We start from the raw sequence: 18157 nt of genomic DNA, 5'->3' as shown, positions 1-18157 counted from the left end.
TTCTTTACTTCATACATAATTAAATATTTCATTTTATTCGATTTGATAAACCGTTTTGTGAAGATAATTTTACATTGTTATATGTTATTCTCTTTATAAGCTTTGGTCACTTATATTTTTATTCAATATATGAACGTATAAACATAAAAACAAACTTAATCAATGTGTTTTGAACACAAATTTTCATCCATTCGTGATTTTGCACAAATAAAATCACGTTAAAATATATGGTGACCAACAGCTTTTTACTTTTCTATTTCAATTTTTCCGAGATTATTAAATGCGAAATTATCATTGTTACCGCCTTGTAACTAATTCTAGTATGAGAAACAAATATAGCCTTTTGATTTTGTTTCTCACTTTTTTGTTTTGCTATTCAGCATCTATTTATCTCCCTAGTTCCATTCGTGACTTTTTAAACACCATTTCTTGAGTATTGAATTGGTTATTTTCCTGATACTATATGTAGTAAGCTTCGGTCACTATATTGCAACTTTATTTATAAACCCTAAACCTAGTGTCAACATGAAAGACATCGTTAAATGCGCCTTTTCTTTCATATTATTTTGTCCATTCATGAGTTTGTGAAAATAGACTTATTTCCAACAGTATAGTGGCCGATAGCTTTTTCGTATTAAAATTACTTATAGATATATAATTTTTCTATATTGGTGATTCATAAAAAAGTGCTGCTGGAAAACACAAATGTTTTCCAGCAGCACTTTTTTTAAAGGCCAATTTAATTTTTGCCTACTCAATCACCAACCCCAATCCTGCCGCAATAATGACTGCTTGTTCTTGATTGACGGTCAGTCCGCGAAGTAATTCCAATGACAGGTTGATTTGTGAGAATGTATTCGTTGTAAAATCTAATCCTTTCAGTGCCGTATTGAACCAATTTGAGCCTGAAAGTTCATTATTTTCCAATACTAGATTTTTCCAATTACTATCAAAAAAATCACTATTATTCAATTGATTATCGCTAAATCGAACGAACTTCATATTCGTATAGCTAAAAGAAGACAGATTAGCTACACATTCTTCAAAGACGCAGTCTCTTAAAAAGCTGTCAGAAAAATTGGTTCCAGTCAATTTGCATTGCTTGAAATGCACGCGATGAAAACTTGCGCCAAACCACTCTAAATTTGAAAAATCGCACTTTTCAAAAACAACATCACTACATTCAAACCGTTCCAAGCGTGATTTTTGCATCGCTAATTTTTTAATATGGCTATTTTTCAATACAGTATTCCGGGAACTAAGATAACTTTGATCTTCTCCTTCAGAAATAATACCTGTAAATGTTGTTTCGTCTTCTAAATAGAACGATCCATCAACTAATTCTGTCAGCTCTGGAGAAGCAATTTTCTTTGCCATACATTCACCCCACCTTTTTCTATTTATCATGCTATTTCTATCATAACAGAATCAAGAAAAAAGAAGATACTTTATTCGATAGATAAGCTTGCTTTAACTTCTATACTAATGAAGAACTTTTTAGCTTTGTTTTCTGTAGGAATTTGACAATGAAACAGCTTTCACCGTAAACTATAGATAACTAGTATTTTATTGATAAAATATGAGATGTATCTTTCAGGAGGCTGCTATTTTGACTAATTACCATTCCAAACCGTTTACATTCCTACGCTTGGCGTTATATACCCTTTGTAGTTTAAATCTATACTACCAATTCATCACAAATTCGATTTTTACTTGGGTGCTTTATCTACTCGCAATGGGATTTGTTGCTTATGACGTTTTTGATATGATCAAGACACGGAAATAATGGATCGATTAAACGAATTATTTTATAAATATGAAAGAATCAAGCTAAACTGGCATGTTTTAGCTTGATTCTTTTAGTTTTTATTGGTTGCTTATCTAAAGACCGAAAACTTCAAGGCTTTTAGAAACGCAGTAATCGCCGAATGTATCTAAAGTTTTTACTCAGTTTAGTGATTGGATTGTAAACCACATTCGTCCCTCTTTGATATGACTCGTCCAATACTATAAATTAGATTTCTTGTTGCTCGAAGTAATCTCGTAATCTCTCCCTTTTACTGTATAAATCTTGATAAGTAGTGACCGTGATGTCAGTCGGTTGAAGGAACGTTTTCGAAGTTTTACATTCTGGATAGTAGTATTGGATTGCTTCGAGCCACTGATGCTTCAACAATAATAAAAATTTAACGATTAATTTCTGATGGAAGTCATTTTATTTCGATTGAATATTTCTAGGAAATCCCCGTTGGCTCCAATACTATATCTATACGATCAATAAATTGATTCCTCGTGTGTTGATCTCGCTTAATTGTGTAGGATAATTGAATTCAATTTTACTTTTTCTTTAGATAATCCCCATCATTCGTTGCGATATAGCTAAGACTCCCTAATTAGCACTTGATCATGCGTTGCTGTCAAATCAAAATCAACAAAAGCTAATTATTATAGCTTTCGAATTTCTTTCATCAACCTGCTCCTTTTAACTGTTTATATTCTTCGATGATTTTGATGCCAGCGCTTGTTCCTAAACGTTCCGCCCCAGCTTCAATCATCTGTAACGCAGTGTCTAAGTCACGAATCCCTCCTGCAGCCTTCACTTTCACTGTTTCACCTACCACGCTTTTCATTAACTTGACGTCTTCTACTGTCGCACCTCCTGTACCGAAACCTGTTGATGTTTTGACATAATCAGGCTTTACTTCTTTTGCGATTTCACATACAGCGATTTTTTCTTGATCCGTTAAGTAACAATTTTCTAAAATGACTTTACTGATGATGTTACCTTTACGAGAAGAATTAACAATCGCTTTCATTTCTTCACGAATATAGCCGAAATCCCCTTCTTTTACCTTACCGATATTGATGACATAATCGATTTCGTCTGCACCATTTTTGATGACATCTTCTACTTCAAAAACCTTCGTCTCAATCGTAGTTTGTCCTAATGGAAAACCAATCGCAGCGCCCACATGGACTTCGCTATCTTCCAAAAAATCACGACATATTGCTACAGGATAAGAATTGATTGCTACCATTTTAAATCCATAGTTAGTCGCTTCCTTACAAAGTTGTTCAAATTCTGCCTTCTGAGCATCCGCTTTCAATAATGTGTGGTCTACCATATTCGCTAATCTTTTTAACTCGATCATTTATTTTCTCCGTCCTTCATTTATTTTCATTTACACTTATATACTATCCTTTAGTTTTTTTGTCAATATATAAAAAGAAATAAGAATAGAGTGTTGATCAATAGTGTTCACTTATTATTCCAATCTAAAACAAAATAATGTATCTGAGGTAAAATTAATATTCACTTTTATTGTATACCTTAGAACTGAATAAACAACGGGAACAGAAGTAACCTCTAATTATTTCTTTCGATTAAGCATTCCTCTCCCGCCCTCTGTTTCTTTCACTTTCGATTGGCACATTTTTTATTCACCGATTATTTAGTTTTCTCTTTCTTTGCATTACGCCATATCTTTGTTGTACAATATCGTTTCATTAAATAAATCAACTGACAAAGTACTGAGCGGTTCATGTTAAGACCTGTTAACTCTCTGTAAAATCATTTAACAACGTCTTCTTTTTATAAAGCAATCATACCTGAAAGCAAAACAGAATAGCAAAAGTGTTTTTTCTATAAATCAAGAATTTTTCTATTTTTATACTTAGAAGTTGTTCCCATTTGACACATACATTCCCTCAGATACGAACAAACCAACAAGCCCCTTTCAATGACGGAGGCCTATTGGTTTGTTTCTTCTTTATTATTTTACTTTTAGTCAGTACTCTTTTTCGGATGCTTGTCACCCAAGTACTGATTCTTTCTGATTGAAATAACAAGCCAGGCTGTAACGATTAAATAGCCAAGCCATAAGAAACGCCGACCACTCAAACCGTTTGTTTTTGGTAGATTCCCTTGTTTTAGTTGTGAAATATCTGCGACAAGGGTGTGTTTCTTGCTCTCGCTTCCATGTGCTTCATTGATCGTTATACCTTTTTCAGTGCTAGTGTCTTCGCCAATTCGTCCAGTGACAGTGACTTGTCCCGTTGTCGAATTTGCTATAACTACTTTAGTCTGCAAAACGTTCGAGATAATGAAGAATAGGCTCGTGATATAAAATAACTTCATACTTTTTTTCATTTGATTTATCCCTTCTTTTCTGGGATTTCAGCGATTCTTTTTTTACGCTACATTAGGAGAGAAACTCAAAACTAATTTAAACGTTGGATTTAACTCTGCTGAAGCATTGACCGGCGTAACTTTACCAGTGAAAGTAAACTTGCCTTCATTCGCCCCTTGATTTCCTTGGAGTCTGAAAAGTTCAGCTACCGTTTCTGTTGGCTTACCATCTTCAAACAAATCAATCGTATTCACTTTTAGTGAATCCACTTCAGCCATATTCGTGGGTGTATCTACGCCAGAAACTGAAGTAATCACACCAACAGCGGAATTATTCGTGATCGTATGTTCAGGTGACGAAATTGTTGTATGATTTGAGGCTGTTGTTGTGTAAAACAAAGCATTGGTTGGAATCGTCACATTGATCCATTGATCCAATTCGTCAGGATTTGGTCCAGGTGTCGTATTATCGAATTCCCCAATAATTCCCTGTACAAGGACATCTCCTGACGTCTCGCCTTTACGCCCGTCAACCACTTGCTCTGCTCCTACGATTGTCCCAGTTGCCATGATCCCTGCGATTGTTGCTGTACTTAGAAGTGCTGCTACTATTTTTTTCATCTAAATTCCCTCATTTTCTTTTTATTTTAGTTATTAACAATAATCATTACTTCCGCTTCAGTGACCCCTTGTTTTTCTTTCGTTTCAGGGTCATAGATATTAACGGTGGCTCTAGCAGGATACTCTCCTTTAGCTAGTTGTTTTTCCAATTTTACATTTTCTACGAATTGGTTCGGATAGATGGCACCAGAAGAATAAATCAGCTCGTCACTAGATATTAAAGAAATATCTACTGCAATCGGATAAACATTCGTCCCAGGATTGACTATCTCGATCGATCCTTCACTCTGTCCGTTCTCAAAGACGGCTTCTGGATTGATTTGTAATGTAAAATAATTGGCATCAGCTACTTCTTGCGCTCGTTCCGCCAATTGTTGATCAGAGGCATCGCCGACCGCTGGTAAAAGATCTGCACTGACCAATGGAACGTGATCTTTTGGTTGATTGAAATAATAGGCGAGACCACCGGCAATCAACAAAAATAGCAAAAACCACAAGAGCCATTTACGCTTATTTTTATTTTGTGCTTGGTTCGTTTCCTCCAATGGATTTACCTCCTTGATAACTATTTTTTTCTTTAAATGCGTGGAACGAATCGTAACACGATTCGGTAATTAGGTACGAGTGTGTTCTCGTAATAGCCTCCTTGGTCAATCTCAGGATTATCAATCCACCGTGGATAATTCCCATAAAATTCTCCCGATAAGGAAAGCGGTGTACGATCTCCTTCTGGTAAACGAATCAAATGTTGCTCCGGCATCGTTGCGTATAACTGTTTTTTAGTCTCTTGCGTTTGGAGATTCAAGCGCAACAATGGCTTCGTAATATCCTCATAACTAGGATCTTCCACATCACTTTCTACATAGTCAAGTGGATCTTCTCCTTCTTTCAAAAGAACGATTCCAGCAGAATCATCAATAGCAACTTGGTTGATATACGTATCGACAGCTACCGAAGATTGATTGTGGATCTCATAGGTTTGGCTCTCAAACTGGCGGTTCGATTCTTCTTCATCATACAATGATTCAAAGATCATTTTAACTGGGATCGTTACCCGCAAATGTTCAACTTTTGAGGTAAGATCGATACCGATCGTCATCTGATATGCTTTATTGCCGACTTCAAGAATAGCGTAGTAACTTCCGTCTTCTTTACTATCTAACGAAAGATCGGTCTCAATGATGCGAAAATCATTGGTCATGTCTTCTTCAGATAAGATGTTTCTTGCTTGCGCACGACTTTCTTGAAGAATGAGCGCATGTAATGCTTCAACAGTATCTATCTCGTTGATCTTAGAACGATCTAACGTAAAGTTATTGCTCCGATAATCAATACCTTTGATGACTGTTTGCTCTTCTGTCACATCCCCAGTCGTATCCCCAGAAGGCTTTGACAGTTTCATTTCGACCTTTGACTCCGTTTCGAGCCGTTCATTTTCTGCTAAGTTGATCTGGAAGGAACGAACTTTCTGTTGATTATCTTGATAGTCTCCCCAGACAATGCGAGGAGAATCTTTTTCAAGAACAACTGTATTTCCTTCTGTGTTTTTATAGGTAATCGTCAAATGATCCACCATTTCTGTGGCATGACCGTGAATCGCTACAGATTGGTCACTCACAGGGTAAAATTTGGCAATGAGTTGTTCAGGAGGAACCGGTTCCCAGATGTAAGTACCTGGATAAGTGCCATCATAGTTATTCATAAACTCGGTTGAGTTTTCAAACGCGATAACCCCCGTTTCGCTCGTTAAACTTTCTTCTAAGACCCATCTGCCTGTATATTGATCAGTTATTTCAATCTGTGGTAAATTTGTCGAATCTCCTGATAGCGTGGATGTGAAAACCGTTTTTTTTCCCAGAACGATTGTCTTTAAAGGTGTATTATTAAACATAGCTACAACCACAATGCCTCTTGCTATATCCCAATTACTGATATCTAATTTTGTTAAAGACGTTGCACCATTGAACATAAACATAGTATGACCTAAAGCTGAGGTATTCCAATTTCCTAAATCTAGTTCTGTGATTGAGCTTGCAAATTGGAACATGAAGCTCGTATTAGTTACCTTCGATGTATTCCAGCTACTTATATCCAATTGAACTAAAGAACTCGCATTTTGGAACATGCCACTCATATCTGTGACATTTGACGTATCCCAATTACGTAAATCTAATTCTCTTAGATTTGATGTATCGGAAAACATCAGCTGCATGTTTTCGACATTTGAAACATCCATTCTATCAATATTCTCGATTATTTCCAGATTTCGCAAGCCTATAAACAGACCTTGTGAATTTTTCGGTAATATCACTTGATCTTCCACGATAATTTGTTTAACCAAAGAATAGGTTTTCCAAGGTGCATCAGCTACTGCGCCAGCTTCTCCACCATATAATCTGATTGTTTCAGTTTCTTCCTCATACGACCAAGGAACCGTTCCCCATAGATTCTGTTCAGGCTCGTAGGTATAGACAACCGTTTGTTCTTCTACTCTAAAAGTTCCAGAGGCATTTTCAGGAGTCTTACTCAATTGCCAACCACTGATGCTTAATGCTTCGGTTGTGTAGGTTTGATCAACTAATCCAGTCAGCACGCTAGGATCAGCTAATTGATTCCCTTCCTCATCTTCATGCTTTACAGTAACATTTCCACCTTGAACTGGTTCAAAGACTGCACGAATCACAGAGTTTCCAGCTCCATTTTGGCTTACAGCAAGATCCTGGCTAGTTGGATGAAATATAAATATTGGACCTGAAGCGACTTCCCAACGTAAAAATCGGTAGCCGGGATTAGGAAATGCATTCATATTACCCAGAGTATCTCCTACACGGAGCCATACCACATTCGATCCTGCCGAATCAGTTCGTCTAGGATTACCGCCAGCTGGTGGACTTGCTACTAACTCTAAACGATATTCAGTCGTACGATTACTCTTTTCTGATTATTCTGACTTTTCTGGATATTCCGAAGTCGCTGTTACTTCCTGATTATCAGAAGAGCTTGAATGATCATGCGCATAGGCTAGTTGAAATGGGAGATGGGGCAAAAGTAAAACCATGATCAATAATAACTTTCCAACGGTTCGGCTAATTGTATTTATTTTCATACCACTCCTCCTAGTATTTGACCTACTGTATTATTCCAATTAGAAACTTATAGCGAACAAAGTTTAGACATTCTTTTTATTAACTGTCATTTTTTGTTGGCTCGAAGATAAATCTTTCCCAAATGTTCTGTAAGTCAACTTGCATGTTTATTACTTCACTAAGATTACATTGATTTTTTAATGAAATAAAATCATCTATTTCATTAACGTCTGAAATAAATGAAAAAAAACAGTCGCTATTTTTATTAGCAACTGTGGAAAAACATTAGTTATATGTTTTACGATAAGGATTTATTTTTCTTTCTAATCGTTGCCAATCATGTTCATTTGGAACAGCTTTTAACAAAAGAAAATCGCTCTCAATAATGTAATCCAAAAGATAACGATTGTAATTTGTTACAATCAAATCAATATGGGCGGCGTTCAATACTTCTTCTGCTAGGTAATAAAGAGGTAAAAAAACTAATGTATGTTTACTCCCAAATTGTTGACGTACACGAGTGATAATTTGTTGACACACAAAATGATCCCCTTCCAGAAGAAAGTAAATTGTTTTACTGGGTAAATAAAAATCAAAAATCAAATTACTATAAATCGTTAAGCTCACGCTTATATCTTCCATGTATTTTGTAGAAATAGTGTAGTTCTTCCTTTCTTTTTTTAAAAAACGTAAATTCCGTTGATAATTCTCATTATCTGAGCGTATGACTGCTTTTTTTATCTCTATCGCCTCTTTATTTAATACAGGTGACAATAAATCATTTATTTTTCTAGATAAAAAAAACGAACGTAAGAATGTTGTGACTTTTGGATCAATTTTTTTTGGAAAATCAAATTCTTTGAGATATCGATTGGTAAGTTGAGAAATTTCTGTGCCTACATGAAATTCTTTATAAAAATTTTTCTCTGATTCCTCTTGATCTAGGATACGTTTGCAGATAGTGACTAAATAGATCCACGCGAATTCTTCTTTTGATAATTCAACCATATAAAGTTTTTTGATGTCCTCTTTCAAAGAATGAAGGAGAGAGAAATTCTTTGCTTTGTATGCTGATTTTGCTAATTTTCTAGGAATCTCTATAGAAAAACCAAGCCCTGCACGTTTGATTGCAATATAAAAAGTATAATAAAATGCTGCCGGCGTAGTTCCAGATCCAACCTCATCTTGGCCCAGTTTATTGCTTAATTTTTTTAAAACCAACTCATGTAATTCAATATCAGGAACAAGCGTATAGGGCGTTTCTACTCCTTCATAATAAAAATCTTTAAAGAATTTCCGCAAATTAGCTTCTCGTCCTTCAATCGATAAGGGATTAGATACCCATTCTAGTCCATAACTTTTTAAAACTGTCGTTGATCGATTCAATAATCGCCGAAAGGTACTCTCTGAAAAATGATAGAAATGTGCAAGTTCATCGATATTCGACAATTTCCCTAAAAAAATATTCCCTATGATTTCAAATAAACATTCATTTTCTAATAATTTTTGTTTTCTTTCTTGGTATATCGAAGGTTTTTTTTCTTTAAAAAAGATTCCACTATTGCCTGATTCTAAACTGATACAATCATCAAAATAGTCTTTGATGTACTTGATATCATTCGCAATCGTTCGTTGTGTCACTTGGATTTTTTCGGCCACTTCTCCAATCGTAAAGAATCGTCTTCGTTCGATCATGCTCAATATTCGAAACAAACGGCTCGTCGTCCGATTACTGATAAATGCTAATTGTAAGTCTTTCAATATTTCCACCTCACCTTATCTTCCTCTCTAAATATAAATAACACAACCAAGCGGAATGATAAACTATATTGTTTCTACTTGAGAGAAAAAATAAAAGTAAAACTGGCAGTTTTTTTCGTTCTATTTTGCTTACTAAACCTTATGGTAGTTATGATTTATTCAATAATTACACAACGTCTTCTAAATGAATGCTCATACCCATTTTTATATTTTTCCCAGGATTCCAAATGACTCCTACTGTTATAAGCAGAGTTACCAACGAAGTAATTTTTCCAAATATGTAGGACTATTATTGCCAATTGATCAATCTTATTAGTTACTAATTCTCTATAATCCAAAAAAAGCTGGTTCTCCTCACATTAAAACAGCTGATTTATAACAATTTATTTATTTTTGCTTATTATCCACAAACTCAAGTTCTTGATTCTCCTCAAAAATCCATTTGCAATTATCGTTTTTTGTCGACCTTGCTTTAGTAACTTATAAAAATATGCATTAAATAAAAAAACATGCCTTTCTCCTCCGTCAGATAAACGTAGGAGAAAGGCACATAGAAAATTTCTAGATATATTTAATATTTTTTTCATACCTGAGTGAATAATTTATTGGAATCATCATGGTTTTATCCACTTCAATGGACTATCGTTCTCTTCTCTCCCAATGCCGCCAAGTCATCATTTCATGAAAGGCAATATGCACATCTAAATGCTTATTCGACGCTCCGCCATTCGCATCATCCGCCCATTTCAGCGCATACTCTGGAACCTTTGCCAATTCAGTATGCATATAGTCTCTTCCAAATCCAACAAACTGAGCATTTGGTGCTTTATCTGGTTCCTCTCCAGATAAAAACACTGTACCTGAGAGAATAATTGGTTTTCCAACATTTCGAGCATATGCTAGATGGTTTTTAGAAGCCTCTGCAATCGCATTTGCTGTCGTTCTAAAAGACATCACTACTGTCGTATTCGCTTCTTCGATCATTGCTCGATAGAGTAGTGTTTTTTTACCACGATACGTAACTGGATATCTGTCACGGTCCCACCACATTCCCGTTGACCAGTCAAAGGTTGTGTAATCTCCATATACATTCGTTGCATCAACTGCAAAATCAATCAGTTGTTGCATCATCCTTGCTTGTACGTCATATCCTTTATCCCAATAGCGCTCGCCAGTGCTATCTCTTAATTGATTCGGCTCAACATTCAAATGTACCCCAGCAAACTGTGCATCTTTTGCTATATTTTGATAAGCTAAGTACCCTTTCATCAATAAATGAAAACGATTAGGATTGTTTAACCAAGTACCATTGTTACTTAGAAGCAAATAGACATCAATTCCCTTGGCATTTGCTGCTTGAATAAAATTTTGTGTGGGGATAACTACATTAGTCGTACCATTTGAACCAAAAGTGTTACTCGGGTTTACCTCGCTTAACCTGGTTTGATTCAAATAAATCTCTGTTATCCCATTATTCTTTGCATAGTCTAAGTAACTTTCGCTATGCGCTAAATTCAAATTACTCGTATCCCACCACCACACACCTACGCGCTCAGTGGTTGGTTTGAAAAGTGATTCATCTGCTTGTACGTCCGTACTAAAAAAAGCACCAAATGTAATGACGAATAAAACCGTAACGAGTATGTGGACTAAGCTTCTTTTTTTCATTGGATTCCTTCCTCCTGTATACGTAACTTTCGATTTTAATTTTTATTTTGAATCATCTGTATCTTTGCTTGTATGAGGAATCAAAATCATCTCCTCATGCTCTTTATTCTCCTCATCTGGTGTTAATACGATATTACTTTCCGCTCTAGACACTTTATATTTTGCTTCTTCGCTAATACCAGCAGGATCTTCCCATGTCATCATGTCTTTTTCTAAACGATAATTGATTTCAAACGCCATTTCTCTTACAAACTCATCTGCTGTATCTTTTATGCTTGCCTCTGAGCTATCAATGGTAAAAGTAATAACATCATCGGAAAAAGATGCAATCATCTTATTGCCTGACCTATCCTCAAAGCCTTTCACTGTCCAATCGTTTGCTTGTAGATCCTTTACTGTGACCCCGCTCGCACAACCACTTAGAACCACAAAAGACAAGATGATCAATAGACTACCAACTACTTTTTTCATTTGACCCTCCAACATTTTTATTTCTAAAGTCCAACAATTTGAAGCAATAGTGGTAAAAAAATAAGCCATCATCCTTGAAATTTATCCTTCAAATAGTTACGGATGATGGCTCATTACCAAATTGTTTTTTTATAGAACGTTAATTATTTAATTATTAGGAAGTACCAGATCGCTGATGATACAGCTCTCTACTCGTCCTGATTTATAACATCTTACTCGTTGTTTCGTAGATTTGTTGTAATCCTTGCTTTAATATAGTCCTTACGGAGTTGGCACAACCGCTTGGAATTGCAACACCATATCAAACGTTGGAACGATCACATCTGAAGTATTTGTATTTGGAATTGCTGTTCCTGTAAATCCAAAAGTTCCGACAGGTGCTGTTCCACCTTCAGCAGCATTTTTTGTTAAAGACATGAATGATGTTGGATTACTTAGTGCTGTTCCATTTGTGACAATCGGAATAGTCGTATTCTGACCAACTACAGCTAACTCTAAAGCGGATAGACTATCTAGATTTGTTGGAGTTGCCAAACCAGTGATGTTGATGTTCACATCCCACGCTGAATTGTTCGTCACAGTATAGCTTGGTGATTCAACGACAGTATGCCCAGACTCACCAGTTGTAAAAAAGATCGCGGATGTTGGTACTGTTACGTTGATCATTTCATCTGGATTGGTCGGCGGAATCTCCCCAGGGTCTACAGTATTGTCTAAGCCAACACGTCCAGTAACTGGTATATTTCCATCTGCCTCTCCATTAAATGTGGTGGCTGCAACTGAAGCTGCTCCAGCTCCTAATAACGTACCCATCATTGCTACTGTTCCGACTATTTTTTTATACTTCTTCATCAAATTTTCTCCTCCATGTTCCATTGTTTTATTTGCAAACAAGAAATCATCGTTCGCATCATGTAACAGCTACTTCCAATTTATGCAGTTTTCACCTAAGCCTTTCGAATTATCAACCTAAGCAAAGCAAACTTATTATGATCAACCCCCACGAGTTCTGGTATTAGTGGTGGATGTAAACTTAGGATGTTGATCAAAATGAATGACGTGGTGAAAAAACAAGACGCTACAGGTGTATACTCTGCTTAGTTTGTTTATGATCATCTGGCTAGATAGCAGAAAATCTCAAAAATTGGTAGGAGCTGCTAGATGATGCGTACGATAATTTCTTGTTCGTTGTACGAAATTTGTATCGATCAGAAATTATTTATCTCTGTCCCTCTTTTTTTAAAAAAAGGAAGCGGACACTTAGTAAAATCATAAGAACACCTGCTAATTGTATCCACAAGTTCCCTTCACTTCCAGTTTTTGGCAAGTTTGCGAGTAAGCTCGGTTTACTCTGAGTTCTGTTCGGTAATCTTGATGTATCAACGACTAAAACATCTCTGTCATTTCCTTTTGTTCCATCATCTGAACCAGGAGTTGTTCCTGGTTCTTGTGGTGTATGAGTACTACCGATTTGCCCTTCTACACGCTTGAAGAATGATTGGTCTTCTGAGGCATGAACATAGTAGTTAGAACTAGCTAGAAAGATCACTCCTACAAACAATAAAAATTGTTTCAGTTTACGCATTAAGTTTCTCCTTTCATTCATTTAATTATTGATAGTGATGGAAATCTCTGCTTCCGTAATTCCTTGACGCTCATTCGTTTCTGGATCATAGATATTGATGCGTGCAACAGCTTGATACTCCCCTTTATCAAGTGATTTATCTAATTTAGCGCCAACGATTTGTTGATTTGGATGAATGGATCCAGAAGAATAGATTACTTCTTCCGAATCTGCTAAAAAGAGATCGACCGCGATTGGATACACATTACTTCCTGGATTCACGATCTCAATTGAGCCTTCCGATTCCCCATCTTCAAAAATAGCTGTCGGCGCTATTTGCAAAGTAAAATAGTTGGCATCCGCAATCTCTTGCGCGCGCTCTGCAATTTCAATGTCACTTGCATCCCTTAAACCGGGTAACAACTCCGCACTAACAACTGGAACAGGCTCATTCTCTTGATTAGTGAAATATAAAAAGACTCCACCAATAATCAATAGAAGTAATCCCAATACGATCCATTTCTTTTGCTTTTTCTTAGCCATCCATTCTTTCTCCATTTCCCCAATAAGATTATTGTTCGTTTTTCTTGATAAATACTCCTACGACAGATTTGGCACGAAACGTAAAACCAAGTTGAAAGTAGGCGTGATGTGACTACTTCCTTCTGGTAATTCTTCTGCTGTTCCTGTGAATGTGAAGGTGTTCGTTTCTTCAGTTGCTAATTCAAATAAACGAAATGCCTCTGTTTGATGGGCACTTCCTTGACTGATCAAGACATTTTCTCCTCCATCAGCAGCCACATTCAACTCTTCAATGATATCCATATTCTTCAACTCTGTAGGTTCGACTACATTTACGAAAACAGCAAAAGGTGACTCATTCCCAATCTCATAATCTGGTGAAACAATATCTCTATGCTTGGATTCAGAAGTCGTATTGAATACAGCGGATGTTGGGATTCTTATGGATAGTAGTGAATTCAATTCTTCAAAAACCGCCACCAATTTAGTATCTTCTTCTCCCATAACAAAAGTAGTTATTGCTTGATTGGTATCTGCAATCGTCCCTTCCCCACTCTCGATCCGCCAATGAGAAAAACGCCATCCTGATTCGGCTGTTGCACTGATATCAATCATTTCCCCACGTTCAACACTGGTTGAGGTAGCCGGGGAGACAGTTCCTTGTCCTTCAGCTTCAATAATTAGATTTGAAAAGGTTCTAGGTTGCCAAACCCAGGTATCTGCCATGGTTGCTCCATCGTAGTTTGCCATTAGTTGCGCACTAGTAAATACAAAACTTCCTTTTGGCTCATCCCCAGTTCCTTCACCGACATTTTGCCAATTCGGATGATGTGTTGCTGAACTAGTTAACGGAAGAAGTCCAGGGCCTCCTCCTACCATATTAAAAACGAAGCTACTTCCTAAAGTCAGTTGTTCTAACGAAATACGATCAAACATAGCCAGCATATTAGAAACTTGTCGAGTATCAAAACTGGATAAATCAAGTTTTCTTAAACTTCGAGCATCCGCAAACATTCTCCACATATCTCTAACATTGCTTGTATCAAAGTTTGATAAGTCAACTGATTCCAAACTTCGAGCATCCGCAAACATTGAATGCATTCGAGTGACTTTACTCGTATCAAAATTTGATAAATCAAGTGACTTTATATTACTAGCACTAGCGAACATCCACCACATCTCTGTGACGTTACTCGTATCAAAATTAGAAAGATCTATTTCACTAAGGCTAACACTACTAAACATACCCGACATATCAGTCACTTGACTGGTAACAAAATTAGAGACATCTAACTGGTCCACTCTTGCTAATCCACGGAACATATGACTCATATCTGTTACTTGGTGTGTTTCGAAACTAGAGACATCTAACTTTCTAAGATTTGCCAATTCAGTAAACATTTGTGCCATATTTGTGACATTACTCGTATCAAAGCTTGAGACATCTAGTTCTAGTAACCCAGATGAGCGAAGAAACATACTATTCATATCGGTCACATTACTAGTATCAAGATAGTGCATTCCTTCAATCGTTTGTAGATTGCTCAAGTAAGCAAAGAATCCTTGTCTTGTAGAATCAGCACCACCAGCATGAGGCGCAAAGTTTTTTGTTCCTCGCTGACTTCCATGCAGTACAACTGGTCCAGTTAGCACGATTCTAGTAATTGAATCACTATATGCCGTATGATTAAAATAATCCGTTGATTCGTAATTTCCTCCCACATCATTCACTTCATCAAAAATCCCTGAACCTAATGTCAGTGTCCCAGTATCATCGATCACCCACGGAATCGTACCGACTTGACCTGTATATACGGCATTTACTCCAGGTGGTAAAGCAATTCTTTCTAACTCCTCAGGTACATCTAACTCGTCTTCTGCTATCTCTGAATGATCTACTATTGACGATAGTTCTTGCTCTGGTAAAACTACTTCTGGTTGGATTTCTTCATCAATTCCTTGCACTTCTTCATTAACTTCTTCAAAAGAAGTTTCCTCATTGTTTCCAGAAATTGACTCTGGTACTTCAACATCGATTGGTTCATCGGGAACAACTAACTGATCGCTCATTAACTCATCTGATTGAATATCAGGCGCGTGAATATCGATTGCTAATACCTGTCCGATTGGCAAAAGCAAAAGCATACTTGTTGTAATTATACCCAAAGAACGTTTTTTTAATTTTGACTTTTTAGTCACTATTTTTAACCTCCCCTAACTTTTTCACCGTGTAAAATGTGATGAATGCTTAATATAACTTATTTATATTTTGGAAATATGTTTGTTGGCATACCAATAAAATTCTGCAACAAAGCGCTTTGTCGATACACAAAGTGTAGCACCTCACTAATTTTTAATCTATTTATAATTTTATTCGAATCTAGAAAAAAAGCTGCACTCAGCGGATTAAAATTATTGAGATTTTGTTCTTTTAAATCTTTTTGTCGTTATTTATTTTTCTCTCTATTTTTTTTATTTCAATTTTTTTTTTAGAATACTAAAAAAGAAGTATTCAAATATTATTTGTTCAATAATCAATTATTAAGAATAAATACTTTAGTATTTAGACATAAACAACCAAAAAAACGTTTGGTTGTTTTATCTTTGGAATTATTACAATAAAAATAAAAAGATCCCTGTTTTTTTATATTTCTTTTATTTGAATTTTTTTATGCTTTGACTCTTTATTCAAGCTTTTCATCAAAAAATCCTTCAGATCGTTGATTGATCTAAAGGATTTTTTGATATGTAACTCTTATTAAATGAGTTACTTTTTATTCAGTTTTAGGATGCGAAAGATAACTTATGTGTCTGAGACAAAAGTAAATTTTTACTTTTATTGTATATCTAAAAAGCGAATAAAAGACGAGAGTAGAAGTAACCTCTTCATACATAAGACGGAATCCACAAAAATTTAAAAAGTGATTTTCGTATATTCCGTCTTATTTCTCGAGGCTGCCCCGTATTGTCCCGTCCTACTAGTGTTTTAATACTTAATTAAATCCTCAAACAACGGATCAATAATGATGACTGTCACAAATCCAAGAACTGTAAGAACTTTCTTTAATTCTAAGTAGTCATGTGCGATTTTTGATAAACCTAGAGTTTCTAAGGTTGTTAAGGTACGATCCATCAATTGAATAGCTTGTTCCTCCTCTTGATTTAATAGTGCTAAACAGCCTTCATAAAATGGCAAAAGAACCGCCTGTTCAATATGCTCATCTTTAATGACACGGCTTTTCCAAAGAGAGAATAGCTTGGTTGCATAGTCCACTTCACCAAATAAACAAAAAACGGAAAAGATCGTAATGAATGTTTGATACAAGATATCTTTATTACCTGGGACTTTTTCAAATCGTTCACTTTTATCATTCGCCATCTTTACATACTTCCATAGAACTTCAGGTTCCAAAGACACAGCAATGCGAGAAAACAATTTTAATTCATACACGCCCCATGTCGTCGTATCAGCCAAATATTGTTTCGCCGAGTCTAAAAGATGGCTGTGCATCAAGCTAGCCTCATGCATCGGGACTCCCTTGAAATAAGATTTTTTCGTTTCATAATTGAACCGGATTATTTGCAAAAAATGATCCAGTTCCAAGGAATAATTTTCGTGATAATATGCTAGTAATTCTTCGTAGTTTTCTTGTAGTTTTTCTAATTCCTTTAATGAAGCCACATTAGTAGCGCGCATATATTTGCTAATGGCTACATGTACTGGTGAATAAGGACTTTCAGAATGCAATACAATAAATTCTTCAAACTTCACCTCAAGCTTTGACAACAAAAGGTGGAATCTTTCACAAGACATTGATAGTCGCCCATTTTCAAATTGAGATAACAATGATATTGAAAGTTGCTCATCCACTAATTCCTTTTGTAACATGCCTTTCGCTTTGCGTATCTCTTTGATTGTTTTTCCATAACTTTTCACTTAAACACCCTCTTATAATATTTTAATATAACGCTCACCTTATTTTCATTATATTCTATTCATATTATAAAGTTAATAGGCAGATACAATTAATTTGACTAATCTCAGATTAATCATTACTCAGATGTTCGTGCAATAACTACCACTTTCCAGCCATATATAAAAATACATTCGTTGCTTTACCACAACTTTCGATAATGTCGCCTTTTCTATTGACACCCGAATAATTGAATTCATAAGTGAAGACTTTTACCGCTTTGTTCTCTTCTAATATTCGGATATCCGTAGCGAAATACTTTTCATTGCTGATTTCTTGTCAAGCTGATTCAAAGTAATTTGTGATGCCATATATTTGTTTACTGATTGACTACTGGCTAGCCAAGACTAACTGACATAAT

General features: G+C 35.8%; 16 protein-coding genes. 1 reads left to right on the top strand and 15 read right to left on the bottom strand.

Features of this window, described 5'->3' with window-relative positions; translation table 11 throughout:
• Positions 1 to 750: 750 nt before the first annotated feature.
• Positions 751 to 1377 (bottom strand): pentapeptide repeat-containing protein, encoded by a 627-nt coding sequence (locus DOK79_RS09020; RefSeq protein WP_206859450.1) that lies wholly within the window; start codon positions 1375 to 1377, stop codon positions 751 to 753.
• 232 nt (positions 1378 to 1609) lie between these two features.
• On the opposite strand from DOK79_RS09020, the gene DOK79_RS09015 reads away from it, so the two are divergent.
• Positions 1610 to 1786, top strand: a complete 177-nt coding sequence (locus tag DOK79_RS09015) for a hypothetical protein (RefSeq protein ID WP_206859451.1) — start codon at positions 1610 to 1612, stop codon at positions 1784 to 1786.
• Positions 1787 to 2468: 682 nt separating this feature from the next.
• Here the strand turns inward: DOK79_RS09015 and deoC are convergent.
• From deoC to DOK79_RS08945, 14 genes are all read right to left on the bottom strand, one after another.
• Positions 2469 to 3152 (bottom strand): deoxyribose-phosphate aldolase, encoded by a 684-nt coding sequence (gene deoC / locus DOK79_RS09010; protein WP_206859452.1) that lies wholly within the window; start codon positions 3150 to 3152, stop codon positions 2469 to 2471.
• A 632-nt stretch (positions 3153 to 3784) separates the two neighbouring features.
• Positions 3785 to 4150, bottom strand: a complete 366-nt coding sequence (locus DOK79_RS09005; RefSeq protein ID WP_206859454.1) for a hypothetical protein — start codon at positions 4148 to 4150, stop codon at positions 3785 to 3787.
• A gap of 42 nt (positions 4151 to 4192) precedes the next feature.
• Positions 4193 to 4750, bottom strand: a complete 558-nt coding sequence (locus tag DOK79_RS09000; protein ID WP_206859455.1) for a hypothetical protein — start codon at positions 4748 to 4750, stop codon at positions 4193 to 4195.
• A gap of 26 nt (positions 4751 to 4776) precedes the next feature.
• On the bottom strand, positions 4777 to 5295 hold the full coding sequence (locus DOK79_RS08995) for a hypothetical protein (RefSeq protein WP_206859457.1): 519 nt from the start codon (positions 5293 to 5295) through the stop codon (positions 4777 to 4779).
• Positions 5296 to 5327: 32 nt separating this feature from the next.
• A complete protein-coding gene (locus DOK79_RS08990; protein ID WP_242543361.1) occupies positions 5328 to 7556 on the bottom strand; it encodes a BspA family leucine-rich repeat surface protein in 2229 nt (742 codons plus the stop codon).
• A gap of 135 nt (positions 7557 to 7691) precedes the next feature.
• Positions 7692 to 7856 carry a hypothetical protein gene (locus DOK79_RS08985; protein WP_242543362.1) on the bottom strand — a complete coding sequence of 55 codons (165 nt, stop codon included), beginning with the start codon at positions 7854 to 7856 and terminating at the stop codon, positions 7692 to 7694.
• A 265-nt stretch (positions 7857 to 8121) separates the two neighbouring features.
• Complete coding sequence (locus DOK79_RS08980; RefSeq protein WP_206859470.1) at positions 8122 to 9597, bottom strand: helix-turn-helix domain-containing protein; 1476 nt, start codon at positions 9595 to 9597, stop codon at positions 8122 to 8124.
• Between the two features lie 639 nt (positions 9598 to 10236).
• Entirely contained in the window at positions 10237 to 11265 is a 1029-nt protein-coding gene (locus DOK79_RS08975; protein ID WP_206859458.1) for a hypothetical protein, read from the bottom strand.
• Between the two features lie 42 nt (positions 11266 to 11307).
• Positions 11308 to 11736 (bottom strand): hypothetical protein, encoded by a 429-nt coding sequence (locus DOK79_RS08970; protein WP_206859459.1) that lies wholly within the window; start codon positions 11734 to 11736, stop codon positions 11308 to 11310.
• Positions 11737 to 11997: 261 nt separating this feature from the next.
• Entirely contained in the window at positions 11998 to 12588 is a 591-nt protein-coding gene (locus DOK79_RS08965) for a hypothetical protein (RefSeq protein ID WP_206859460.1), read from the bottom strand.
• Positions 12589 to 12955: 367 nt separating this feature from the next.
• A complete protein-coding gene (locus tag DOK79_RS08960; protein ID WP_206859461.1) occupies positions 12956 to 13321 on the bottom strand; it encodes an LPXTG cell wall anchor domain-containing protein in 366 nt (121 codons plus the stop codon).
• Positions 13322 to 13342: 21 nt separating this feature from the next.
• Positions 13343 to 13843, bottom strand: a complete 501-nt coding sequence (locus DOK79_RS08955) for a hypothetical protein (protein WP_422392094.1) — start codon at positions 13841 to 13843, stop codon at positions 13343 to 13345.
• Positions 13844 to 13900: 57 nt separating this feature from the next.
• Entirely contained in the window at positions 13901 to 16021 is a 2121-nt protein-coding gene (locus DOK79_RS08950) for a BspA family leucine-rich repeat surface protein (RefSeq protein ID WP_206859463.1), read from the bottom strand.
• Positions 16022 to 16808: 787 nt separating this feature from the next.
• Positions 16809 to 17759, bottom strand: coding sequence for a helix-turn-helix domain-containing protein (locus tag DOK79_RS08945; protein ID WP_206855546.1), 951 nt, complete (start codon positions 17757 to 17759; stop codon positions 16809 to 16811).
• Positions 17760 to 18157: the final 398 nt, after the last annotated feature.

The organism is Enterococcus sp. DIV1094, assembly GCF_017316305.2.
GTDB lineage: Bacteria > Bacillota > Bacilli > Lactobacillales > Enterococcaceae > Enterococcus_B > Enterococcus_B mangumiae.
Note: the sequence above shows the minus strand (reverse complement) of the source record. Positions and strands in the feature narration are given on the sequence as shown.

Excerpts from the sequence above, each read along its gene's own strand:
- DOK79_RS08985 (WP_242543362.1), bottom strand. The coding sequence starts at position 7,856 with ATGAAAATAAATACAATTAGCCGAACCGTTGGAAAGTTATTATTGATC.
- deoC (WP_206859452.1), bottom strand. The coding sequence starts at position 3,152 with ATGATCGAGTTAAAAAGATTAGCGAATATGGTAGACCACACATTATTG.
- DOK79_RS09005 (WP_206859454.1), bottom strand. The coding sequence starts at position 4,150 with ATGAAAAAAAGTATGAAGTTATTTTATATCACGAGCCTATTCTTCATT.
- DOK79_RS08960 (WP_206859461.1), bottom strand. The coding sequence starts at position 13,321 with ATGCGTAAACTGAAACAATTTTTATTGTTTGTAGGAGTGATCTTTCTA.
- DOK79_RS08975 (WP_206859458.1), bottom strand. The coding sequence starts at position 11,265 with ATGAAAAAAAGAAGCTTAGTCCACATACTCGTTACGGTTTTATTCGTC.
- DOK79_RS08955 (WP_422392094.1), bottom strand. The coding sequence starts at position 13,843 with ATGGCTAAGAAAAAGCAAAAGAAATGGATCGTATTGGGATTACTTCTA.
- DOK79_RS08970 (WP_206859459.1), bottom strand. The coding sequence starts at position 11,736 with ATGAAAAAAGTAGTTGGTAGTCTATTGATCATCTTGTCTTTTGTGGTT.
- DOK79_RS08965 (WP_206859460.1), bottom strand. The coding sequence starts at position 12,588 with ATGAAGAAGTATAAAAAAATAGTCGGAACAGTAGCAATGATGGGTACG.
- DOK79_RS09000 (WP_206859455.1), bottom strand. The coding sequence starts at position 4,750 with ATGAAAAAAATAGTAGCAGCACTTCTAAGTACAGCAACAATCGCAGGG.
- DOK79_RS09020 (WP_206859450.1), bottom strand. The coding sequence starts at position 1,377 with ATGGCAAAGAAAATTGCTTCTCCAGAGCTGACAGAATTAGTTGATGGA.
- DOK79_RS08990 (WP_242543361.1), bottom strand. The coding sequence starts at position 7,556 with ATGAATGCATTTCCTAATCCCGGCTACCGATTTTTACGTTGGGAAGTC.